Annotated in this window: 6 protein-coding genes; 4 read left to right on the top strand and 2 right to left on the bottom strand. The window is 72.3% G+C overall.

Annotation, left to right across the window (positions count from 1 at the left end; translation table 11 throughout):
- Positions 1-232: 232 nt before the first annotated feature.
- Both C503_RS38755 and C503_RS0109235 read right to left on the bottom strand, forming a co-directional pair.
- The gene (locus C503_RS38755; protein ID WP_245572435.1) at positions 233-2,638 is read right to left on the bottom strand and encodes an ATP-binding protein; all 2,406 of its coding nucleotides are present in this window, start codon (positions 2,636-2,638) and stop codon (positions 233-235) included.
- A 231-nt stretch (positions 2,639-2,869) separates the two neighbouring features.
- On the bottom strand, positions 2,870-4,138 hold the full coding sequence (locus C503_RS0109235; RefSeq protein ID WP_026316113.1) for a COG1470 family protein: 1,269 nt from the start codon (positions 4,136-4,138) through the stop codon (positions 2,870-2,872).
- A gap of 91 nt (positions 4,139-4,229) precedes the next feature.
- On the opposite strand from C503_RS0109235, the gene C503_RS0109230 reads away from it, so the two are divergent.
- The 4 genes from C503_RS0109230 (at position 4,230) to C503_RS0109215 (ending at position 10,927) form a co-directional block, all read left to right on the top strand.
- Positions 4,230-4,895 (top strand): helix-turn-helix transcriptional regulator, encoded by a 666-nt coding sequence (locus tag C503_RS0109230; RefSeq protein ID WP_018681909.1) that lies wholly within the window; start codon positions 4,230-4,232, stop codon positions 4,893-4,895.
- A 413-nt stretch (positions 4,896-5,308) separates the two neighbouring features.
- Positions 5,309-8,341: a hypothetical protein gene (locus C503_RS0109225; RefSeq protein ID WP_245572434.1), complete on the top strand. Its 3,033-nt coding sequence runs from the start codon at positions 5,309-5,311 to the stop codon at positions 8,339-8,341.
- A 16-nt stretch (positions 8,342-8,357) separates the two neighbouring features.
- Entirely contained in the window at positions 8,358-9,023 is a 666-nt protein-coding gene (locus C503_RS0109220) for a Pvc16 family protein (protein ID WP_018681907.1), read from the top strand.
- A complete protein-coding gene (locus tag C503_RS0109215; RefSeq protein WP_018681906.1) occupies positions 9,020-10,927 on the top strand; it encodes an ATP-binding protein in 1,908 nt (635 codons plus the stop codon). Before C503_RS0109220 ends, C503_RS0109215 begins: the two co-directional genes overlap by 4 nt.
- Positions 10,928-11,152 lie beyond the last annotated feature (225 nt).

Here is an 11,152-nt window from a genome sequence, read left to right as displayed (position 1 = left end):
TTCCCCGACCTGACCAGCACCGATAGGGTCGAAGCAGGGCCTGCCCCGGGCGGGGGCCAGGTACCCGGCGAGCGACCGCCGCACGTGGTCGGTGTCGGCCTCGGTGCCCGCGGCCGCCATTGCTCGGTGGAGTGCCGAGGTCGGTCGGGGGCCTAGTGCCTCGGTCGGTCGAGCTCCGTGGTCAGCCGAGCTCCGTGGTCAGTCGAGCTCCGCGGTCAGTCGAGCGGCGCGGTCAGCCGGTGCGGGTGTCGGTGACCAGGGCCGAGTCTCCCTGTTCCAGCCGCTCCATCAACGCCCGTGCCTCCGGCGTGTTGACCCGCGCGCACAGCTCCGCCGCCTGGGCTCGATGCTCGGCCGCCAGCCCCGGCTCGGCCGCCACCACCGCCTCGGCCAATAGATCCAGCACCTGCGCGTGGTGCCACGGCTCGTCCGCCTGCCGGAACACCGCCCGAGCCGTCTCCAGATGGCGCCGGGTCGCGATCGGGTCGTCGGTGGCGCAGCGGGCGCGGCCGAACGCGGCCAGGCCCTCCACCTGCGGGTAGTTGGCCGCGTTCGCCAGTTCCTGGGCCTCCCGGAACGTCTCCTCCGCGACCGGGACGTCGCCCGCGGCCTCCAGTGTGTCGGCGAGCCGGAGCAGGCCGATGGCCAGCAGGTTGCCGTGCGGGCGCATCTCCGGGGTGCGGAAGAAGGCCACGGTCTGCCCGTGCGCGTCGATCGCTGCCGGGTAGTCGCCGAGCTTGTGCAGGGCGATGCCCAGGATCGACAGCGTCACGTACTTGCCCAGGTCGTCGCCCAGCTCGTCGAACAGGGCGATGGCCGGGCGGATGTACTCGGCCGCCTCCGCCGCCTTCCCCTGCACCAGCTCCGTGCGGCCGCAGTACTGCAGCGCCCACGCCTCCTCGTTGCGGTCGCCGGTCTCCCGGGCGGCGCGCCACGCCTTCTCGTGCACGGCGAGGGCCTCCGCGTTGCGCGTGCGGGTCAGGGTCAGTGCCCAGCCGAGGAAGTTGAGCTGCACCGCCTCGTCCCGGCGCCTGCCCAGCGCCTGCGCCGACGCGACGCCCAGGCCGAAGATCTCGCGCCACAGGTCGGCGTAGGCGCGGATCTCCGAGTACCAGTGCATGGCGCGGCTGAACGCGAGCACCTCCTCATGCCTGCCCATCCGGGCCGCCGCGCGCACCGCCGCCAGCCAGCGCGGGCGTTCCACGTCCAGCCACTCGATCGCCTCCGCCGCCGTGTACACGACGTCGGGTCCGGCCGGGGGCTCGTCCGGTCCGGATCCGGGCGGGCACAGCAGCATCCCGGCGCGGGTGGCCGTGCCGAGCATCCAGCTGATCATCCGTACTTCCGCCGCGCGCACCCGGTCCGGCGAGTCCTCCAGCGCCAACCGTTCGGCCGCGAACACGCGCAGCAGGTCGTGCGGGGTGTAGCGGTCGGGCAGGACGCCGGGTTCCAGCAGGCTGACGTCGACGAGCTCCTCCAGCCTGCGCTCGGCGGTGTCCACGTCGGTGCCCGCCAGCACCGCCACGAGGTCCGCGTGCACCTCCGGCGGCGGCACCAGCGACAGCAGCCGGAACACCGCACGGGTACTGGGATCGCACATCCGATAGGACACCTCGAACGCCGACCGCACCTGCAGGTCCCCGGCGGTGAGCGTGGTCAGCCTGCGCCGCTGGTCCTCCAGGTGCCCGACCAGGTGCCCGATCCGCCAGCGCGGCCGGGTCGCCAGCCGGTTGCCCGCGATGCGCAGGGCCAGCGGCAGGTTCCCGCACAGTTCCGCGACCCGGGTGATCGCGTCCGGTTCGGCCTGCGCGCGGTGCTCGCCGACGATCGAGGTCAGCAGCCGCACCGCCGCGACCGGCCGGAGCACCTCAAGCGGGACCCGGGCGACGGCCTCCAGACCGGACAGCACCCGCCTGCTGGTGATCAGCACCAGGCAACCGGGCGTGCTCGGGATGAGCGGCCGGACCTGGGCCTCGTCGGCGGCGTTGTCCAACACGAGCAGGATTCGCCTGTCCCGCAACAAGGCCCGGTACAGTCCGGCCCGTTCCTCCACCCCCGTCGGCAGTCGCGCCTCGTTGGTGCCCAGCGCGACCAGCAGCCGGGCCAGCGCCTGGTCGGCGGTGAGCTGGTCGGGGTCGGTGCCGCGCAGGTTCACGAACAGGCAGCCGTCCGGGTAGCGCTCGACCAGCCGGTGTCCCGCGTGCACGGCGAACGCCGTCTTCCCGACCCCCGGCGCCCCGTGCACGCCGACCACGACGGCGGTGTGCTGGGTGTCGGAGGCCCCGTCCGCCAGCCGCAGCACGCGGTCCAGCTCCTCGTCGCGACCGGCCAGCTCGACGACCGGCGGCAGCTCGCGCATCGGCCGGTCCGGCGCGGGCTGGTCCGGTTCCGTCTCCGGTTCGGTGTGGATCTGCTGGAACCCGCCGGTGCCCAGGAACTCCGCCAGCTCATCGCCCGCCAGCGCCAACGCCGAGGCCAGCGCCTGACAGGTCCGTCGCTGCGGCCTGCGTGCCCGGCCGCGCTCCAGGTCGCTGATCGCACGGGCACTGACCCCGGACTTCTCGGCCAGTTCCTCCTGCGTCAGCCCTGCCGCGCGCCGGTGTCGGGCGAGCAACACCGCGTACGCCCTGTCCACCACTGTGAAACCCCCTGCTCGTTCCCTCGCCGCTGCGCCCGGACACGATCGTGCCGAAGGCGGGCGACGACGCCACACCCCCATCCGGGCGGCGCCGCCTGTGACCTACACGGGTGAACGAGCAACGCGGTTCGGCAGAAATCCACATCCAATCCTGTGAGTGGAACTTCCTGGTGCCCGGGGGCAGCCGGTGGTTCCCTCGATGACGTGATCGGGACACCGGGCGGGGCTGGGCTAACGCGGCAGATCGCGCAGTTCGCCGCTGACGTTCAGCACCTCCGTGCAGGTCTCGGCCTGTTTGCCGGAGGCGGGGGTGCCGGGGCGGTCGCAGGTGACGTTGGCGGTCACGGCCCCGTTCTCGGTGATCTCGATCGGGGTCACCCAGTGGTAGTCCTGGTTGCGGAAGGTCTCCAGCGCGATGGTGGTGATCACCCGGTCGCCGAACACCACGGTGAGGGTGCCCTCGTCGCCCTGGAAGTTGGCCAGCACCAGGTCGGTGATCAGGAAGGTCTTGCCGGGCGGGACCACGTAGGTGCCGCTGCCGGGCTGGCCGCCGCCGGTGCGCACCTCGATGGTGCCGGAGCTCTGCTTGCTGACCCCGCCACCGGTGCCGGGCGAGGCGCCCTGGCCGTCACCGCCCCCGCCGCCGCCACCGGGCTGGGGCTGACCGCCGCCGGGGCGCGGGGCGGCGGTGTTGGACGGTCCGGGTTGGATCTGGCCATCCTGCACCATTTCCTTCGCCTTGGTCTCCGCCGCCTCCCGCGCGGAACTGCGCACGGCCGGGCGGACCAGCGTGAACCACAGCAGCAGCAACGCCACCAGCAGCGCGAGCAGGGCCAGCAGCCAACGCGGCAGCACGGGCATGCGCACGAGCTCACCGGCGAGCTCGTGGCGTTCGCCCTCGGCCGTGGTGGCGGTGATCGGCACCGGGAAGCTGGTGTTCTTGCCGAACCAGACGATCCCTCGCGTTCGCACCCGCACACCGGCCGAGGCGGTAGCCTCGGGTCCGAGGTCGACGGTCGTCGGGTCGACCCGGATGCGCGGATCGTCGCCCGTGTCGACGGGCACGAGGGTCACCGTGGTGGGCGTGTTGCCCCGGTTGCCGAGTTCCACCTGGAACCGGGCCGACTTCCAGGTACGCCGCCGGGTCGGCCGCAGCGCGGCGTCGAGCTGCCCGAACGCCTCGATCACGACCGTGGTCTCCGGCACCGTCACCAGGTCCGGACGCTCCACCGGCAGCACCCGGATGCCCAGCGGCGTCTCGCCCGCGCGCACCTCGGCCGAGCGCGGCGGACGCAGGTGGACGACCACCGTCTCGGCGGTACCCGGGTAGAGCGACAACCGGTCCGGCTCGACCGTGGTCCACGGCGCGCACGGCCCGACCGGTTCGAACGTGTACGCCTCGACGATGTCGGTGTCGTTGCGCACGGTCAGCGTCGTGGTGGCCTCGCCGCCGGGGGCGACGGCCACCGTCGCGAGTTCCAACTCAGCTGAAGTCGTCACCCGCGAAACGCTAGGCCCGTGCCGTGGAGGCGGGCAGGGGCGCGCGGGCACAGCCGGGGCACACCGATTGCCCTGCCTTGGAGGGAGAGACATGACCACCACGATCGAACCGATCACCACCACCTACGGCGGCCCGACGCACCGGGTCGCCGTCGCCGTCCACGCCGAGGACCCGATCCTGCGCGCGGGCGTCGTGCACCAGCTCCGCCACCAGCCGACGGTCGAGCTGCTCGCGGACACCGACGCGCACACCGCCGCGGTCGCCCTCGTGGTGGTCGACCAGGTCGACGACTCGGCGGTCCAGGTCCTGCGCAAACTCCGGCACACCACCTCCCGCGTCGGCCTGGTCGTCGGCCGCTTCGAACGCACCGCCCTGCAGACCGCCCTGGAATGCGGCGTCGCGGCCGTCCTGCGCCGCGCCACGGCCAGCGCCGACCGCCTCACCGACATGGTCACCGCCATGTCCCGCGGCGAGGGCGTCCTCCCCGGCGACCTCCTCGGCCAGCTCATCGACCACGTCGGCCGCCTCCAGCGCGAGGTACTCGACCCGCGCGGCCTGACCCTCTCGACGCTGACCGCCCGCGAGGTCGACGTCCTGCGCCTGATCGCGGAGGGTTTCGACACCGGCGAGATCGCCGACAAGATGTCCTACTCGGAACGGACGGTGAAGAACATCCTGCACGAGATCACCACCCGTCTCCACCTCCGAAACCGCGCCCACGCCGTCGGCTACGCGCTCCGCCAGGGCCTGATCTGATCCCCGCACCCCGATCCCCACCGGCCCTGCACAACCCCTGCCACCCCCTGCCGACGCCGACCACCTCCGGGCCGGTAGGAGCGTGCCGTGCACGAGATGCCTTCGCGACTCCCTTGATTCCACCCCACGCGAAACGGGCACCCGAAATCCCCGCCACACCGCGGAATGCCCGCACTCCCCCGCATCCCACCCCACGACACGCCCCCACCCACCCGGGGGCAAACCCGCCCTATACGAGGAACCCTAGGCGATCATGAAAGCTGTCGATATCCCCCGACCGTGAGCTGTGCATGAATCGGCGAGGTTGTGCACAACCCGGCCCGCGCCTTGCCCGATCCCCCTCCCCCACCTTCCCCCGGACATGCCCCCGCGCTCCTCGGCCAGGACCCACCCGGCCGCCAGGATCGAGAGCTGTGGAGCGACGTGGAGGGCTTGTCCGGTTGGGGGCCGTGCTCGTCGCGGTGATGGCGCTGTGCGAGGTGCCCGCCGCGGGGCAGGGGCCGGTTCCGTCCACTGTGGCCGCGCCGACCGAGCGGATCGCGTACGCCGGGACCGAGCACCGGGGCATCGGGGTCGCGGTGTCGACCGAGCACTCGGATCCGATCTTCGACACGGTTCCCGCGCACTACGACCAGAACTCGTTCGCGAGCGGCGACCTCCTGGTCTTCACCAGCCTCCGCGACGAGGCCAAGCCGCAGGTCTACCTGCGGACCGCCGACGGCGACATCCGCAGGCTCACCACGGGCATGGACGCCGCGCACCCGCACCTGTCCCCCGACCGCCGGTGGGTGGCCTTCGACGCGGCCGGTGACGACCAGCGGGACCTCTGGCTCGTCCGCACCGACGGCACCGACCTGCGCAGGCTGACCGACACCCCGGACAACGAGGAGTGGCCCAGCTTCTCCCCCGACGGCAGCGAGATCGCCTATTCCTGTGACGCCAACGGGAACTGGCAGGTCTATCGCACCCCGGTCTCCCACCTCGCGGCCGCCCAGGTCACGAACGAGCCCGTCGGCGGCGCGATCCAACCGGCCTGGAACCCCACCGACGACATCATCGCCTACACCCTCGACACCGACGGCAATCCGTCCACAGAGGACGACCAGACCATCCGTTCCACCGCGGGCCCGCTCTTCACCGGCACCCGCGCGGGCTGGCAGACCCGTTGGCCCGTCTGGATGCCCGACGGTCGGACACTGCTCTTCCTCAGTCTCAACCACGTCTGCGGCTGTCCCGGCGATCCGGAACCGCGCGGCACGGTCGATATCGTCTACCGAGTCCAGGCCGCCTTCCCGACCCAGGCCGACCCGGTGGTCCTCCTCACCGAGGACCGCCGCGTCGACTCGCCCACCTGGCTCGACGGCAAGCTCGTCGTCACCCGCACCGACCCGATCACCCGCAACGTCGCCACGATGCAGGACATCCGGCCGGACGGAGCCGATCCGCGCGACTTCGGCATCCCCGTACTCACCGAGGATCCGGCCGCGCGCACCGACAGCAGCAAGCTGTTCGACCCGGGCGACGGGTTCGACCCGTGGACGCAGCGGCAGAGCTTCTCGCCGGACGGGCGGCGGATCGCGGTCAGCCGGTTCGAGACGATCGACGGCAGGCGGGTGCAGCGGATCTGGCTCACCGACGCCGATGGCTCCAACGCCGCGCCGCTGCCGCTCGCCGATCGCAAACCCGGCGACTGGGAGACCGACGCCGCGTGGTCGCCGGACGGGACGAAGGTGGCGATCGCGCGCCGCTCCCCCGGCGCGCCCAACCGCGAGGGCGGGCCGGGCCGGATCCTGATCGTGCGGGTCGACGACGGACAGGTGCTGGCCCGGCTGCGGAACCCGGACCCGACCGCGGACGAGGACGACGCGCAGCCTGCCTGGTCGCCGGACGGGAAGGTGCTGGCGTTCAGCCGGGGCACGGTGGCGGGCGGGCCGCAGGGGCAGCCGCGCACGCAGCACGTGTGGACCGCGCGGGCGGACGGGCTGGACCGGCAGCGGGACATCAGCGCGGCGGTGTGCGGGTTCGCGTGCGACACGACCGACGACAGTCCCGCGTTCGCCCCCGACGGGCGCACGGTCGTGTTCAACCGGGAGAACGACGGGCTGGTGCGGGTCACCCTGTCGAACCTGGGCTGCGAGGTGCTGCTGCCGACCGACCAGACCTCGTGCGCCGGTCCGTTGACCGCGCCGAACGGCCCGTTCCAGCCGCGCGACATCTCGTTCTCGCCGGACGGCAGCCAGGCCGTGCTGACCAAACGGCGGGCGCGTGACCCCAACTCGGCCGAGTCGCTGGTGATCTTCGACCTGACCACCCGGAAGCTGACCCGGCTGGGCGAGCACCTGCCCGGACGGCAGAAGGAGCCGACCTGGCAGCTGGCGGTCGATCTCGACCTCACCGCGCCGCCGGTCGCCGCGCGCGCGACGGTCGGGACCGACACCTCCGTGACGGTGACCGTGACCAACCGGGGACCCGGGCCGTCGCCGGTCACGATCGTGCAGGTCGCGGTGCCGGACGGGCTCCGATTGATCCGATTGCGCGGCGCGTGTTCCTCCGACCTGCCTCGGTGCGATCTGGGCTTGCTCCAACCGGGCGCCGCGGTCACCGTGACCGCCGATCTGGCGCCGGTCGGCCCCGGGACGCACGTGCTGGACTGGACGGTGACGGGCAGCGTGCTCGACACCCGGCCGGGCGACAACTCGGACAGCACCCTCGTCCCGGTCGACGTCCCGCCCCCGCCGCCGCCACCCACGACACCGCCGACGATCCCGCCGCCTCCACCGCCCGCACCGGCACCACCACCGCCCGCCGGGCCCGGTGTCGCGGTGGTCGCGCAGCCGAATCCGTCCTATGTGGGCGGTTCGACGGTGGTGACCTACACGGTGCGCAACACCGGCGGGTCCATCGCGACCGGACTGCGGCTCGGGTTCGGATTGCCCCCGCAGATCCCGATCGGAGCACTGCCACCGGGTTGTGCCGTGGCCGGGTGCCCGGTGCCCGATCTTGCCCCGGGCGCCACCTCGGTCACGCAGGTGCTGTTGCGTCCGAACACGCCGCTGACCGCGACGATCACCGCCACGTTGCAGACCACCGGTTCCGACAACGACCGACGGGACAACCAGGCCCGCACCACGTTGCGGGTGCTGTTGCCGCGCATTGTCGCGGTGCCGCCGATCGGTAAACCCGGATTCGTGACGTCGGTGCGCGGCGAGGACTTCCCGCCGGGCGCGCCGGTGGTGCTGACCTGGACGCCGGGCATCACGGCCGCCGCAGCACCGACGTTCCCGCGCGGTGACGGGAGGTTCACCGCCCAGCTGCTGATCCTGGCCAAGGACCAGACCGGGCCGCGCGTCATCACCGCGAGCGGGCCGGGGTTCGGGCCGGTGACGACACCGTTCCTGGTGGTCAGCGGCACGATCGCGCCGCCGGGCGTGGTGAGCCGCCGATGAGCCGGGGAGAGCCGCGATGATCGACGAGGTGGACGAGGCGCTGCGGTTGATGCTGGCCGAGGAGGGCCTGCCCGCCGAGGGCGTCGACCTGGACTTCGAGGCGCCGACCAAGGAGTGGGCGGCCAAGCTGACCTCGCCGACGATCAGCGTGTTTCTCTACGACCTGCGCGAGGACACCACGCGCAGACTCACCGGCGCCCAGGACGAGGTGGACGAGGAGGGCACCACGCTCGGCCGTCGCGAGCCGCCGCTGTGGTTCCAGCTGTCCTACCTGGCCACGGTGTGGACCTCGCGACCACGCGACGAGCACCGATTGCTCGCCGATGTACTCCGAGCGGTCGCGGGTCGGGACGTGTTGCAACCTCGGTGGTTGACCGGGTCATTGGCCGAGCTCGGCCGGTCGGTGCTGTTCCAGTCGGCGGGCCCGGTGACCGACGGGGAGGCCGCGACCGAGGTGTGGTCGGCACTGGAGGGCCGGTTGAAGGCGGCGGTGAACCTGCGGGTCGTCGCACCGCTGGCGCGCGAACGCAAGCCGGTCGGCCCGCCGGTCACCGACGGCCTGGTGGTCCGCACCGGCGCCGACCCGGACCGTCGCCTGCGCTACGAGGGTTCCGCCCCGTCCGACGGTTTCGCCGCGTCCCGTCCCCGGGTCCCGATCCGCCGACGTCGGGGCGGCCGATGACCGAGCTGTCCCGTCTGTGGCACCGCCTGGGCGCGGTGGAACACCGCGTCCGCAAGGCCGTGGCGGACCGGTCGGCCCGGGATCCCGGCCTGACCGACCCGTACCGCGGCCTGTACCTGACGGACGAGACGGTCCGGGAGTTGCTGGCCGGGCCGCCGGACGTGCCTGCCGAGATCGACATCCCGGACGCGGTGGACGGCGAGCTGGCGGCCGCGTTCGGGCTGACCGGCCTGGACCTGGAGTTCCTGCTGGTCGCCCTGGCCCCCGACCTGGACGCGCGGTTCGAGCGGCTCTACGGCTACCTCAACGACGACGTCACCCGCAGGCGACCGACGATCGGGCTGGCGTTGTCGCTGTGCGGACAGTCCCAGGCCGGTCCCGGACGGTTCCGTTTCCTCCCACACGCGCCACTGGTGGCGGGCGGGCTGGTGGAGGTACTCGCCGAGGATCAACCTTTCCTGGCCCGGGAGTTGCGCGTACCCGACACCGTGTCGGCACACCTGCTGGGATCGCACGACCTGGACCCGCGACTGGCCCGATGCGCCCGGATCGAGCCGGGCCTGCCCGGCCCGCGGGAAGTCCCGGATTCCGGCTGTGAGCTGTCGATTGCCACGGTGCGGCCGGGAATGCCGGTCTATGTACGCGGAGAACCGGAAGTTGCAGGCCCGGCGGTGGTTGTTGCACTCGGCGGGGTGAGCAACGCGGTGGAACTTGTCCCGTTGCTGGTGCGGGAGGCCCGGTTGCGGCGGGCGTGCCTGGTCGTGGGACCGGCCGACGAGATGCCGCCCGCGGCGTTGCGGGAGTTGTTGACGCACGAGGTATCGCTGGTGTTGCACGGTTCCGGCGCGTGGGACCCGAAATGGGCACCGGTGACACCGGTGCCGGTCGAGGCCGGTCCCGCCCCGAGTTGGGCGACCGTGCTGGACGGATTCCCGGAGAACGAGCTGTCCGCGTTCCGACTGACCGGCGGCCAGATGCGCGCGGCCGTCTCGGTCGCGTCCCGGTTGGCGGAACGGGACGGGCGCGCGATCACCGTGGCCGACCTGCGGGAGGGCATCCGCAGCCAGAACGGCGCCGGACTGTCCCGCCTCGCACGACGGATCACGCCCGCGGTCGGCTGGGACGACCTGGTCGTCCCGGAACGGACACGCAACCAGTTGCGGGAACTGGCGGCACGGGCACGATTCCGGGACACGGTCCTGGGCACGTGGCGAATGCGCCCCGGCGGCGGACGCGGACGGGGCGTGCTGGCGCTGTTCGCGGGCGAGTCGGGCACCGGGAAGACGATGGCGGCCGAGGTCGTGGCGGCGGACCTGGGCATGGACCTGTACGTGGTCGACCTGTCGACGGTCGTGGACAAGTACATCGGCGAGACGGAGAAGAACCTCGACCGGGTATTCGCCGAAGCGGCGGGCGTCAACGGCGTCCTGCTGTTCGACGAGGCCGACGCCCTGTTCGGCAAACGCTCGGCGGTGAGCGACTCGCGGGACCGGTACGCGAACATGGAATCCGCATACCTGTTGCAGCGCATGGAATCCTTCGACGGAATCGCCGTACTGACCACCAACCTCCGCGCCAACCTGGACGAGGCCTTCACCCGTCGCCTGGACGTGATCGCCGCCTTCCCGGTACCGGACGCCGCACACCGCAGGCTGTTGTGGGAGACATGCCTGGGCCCCGACCTGCCCCGCGCAGCCGACGTCGACCTCACCACCTGCGCCGACCGCTTCGAACTGGCAGGCGGCGCCATCCGCGCCTGCGCCGTCGGCGCGGCCTACCTCGCCGCAGCAGCCGGGAGATCGGTGACGATGCGGGACCTGATGCTGTCGATCCGGGAGGAACACCTGAAACAGGGCCACCTCATCCGGGACACGGAATTCCACCCCTGGCTCTCCACCCCATGAACCCGAAGTCGAGCCGATGCCTGGGCGGATCCGGGCTCCAGGTTGTCCACAGGCAAGATCAACCACTGTCCCGTCCGACCATTTGCCCAGGTAGAATGGAAATCGGGGGCCCCTCCGGCGAGTTGTCCACAACCCGCCGGAGGGGCCCCAGGTGCGCAGTGACACTTGACAGACCGCACACCACGGCTTGCTGTGGACAGCTCCGCGCACAACCACGGTAGGCGT

Source organism: Actinokineospora enzanensis DSM 44649 (assembly GCF_000374445.1).
GTDB classification, from domain to species: domain Bacteria; phylum Actinomycetota; class Actinomycetes; order Mycobacteriales; family Pseudonocardiaceae; genus Actinokineospora; species Actinokineospora enzanensis.
This window is presented reverse-complemented; position numbering and strand designations above follow the sequence as displayed.

What these genes read in the sequence shown, in the direction of transcription:
- C503_RS0109220 (WP_018681907.1), top strand. Translation starts at nt 8,358, where the DNA reads ATGATCGACGAGGTGGACGAGGCGCTGCGGTTGATGCTGGCCGAGGAG.
- C503_RS0109230 (WP_018681909.1), top strand. Translation starts at nt 4,230, where the DNA reads ATGACCACCACGATCGAACCGATCACCACCACCTACGGCGGCCCGACG.
- C503_RS0109215 (WP_018681906.1), top strand. Translation starts at nt 9,020, where the DNA reads ATGACCGAGCTGTCCCGTCTGTGGCACCGCCTGGGCGCGGTGGAACAC.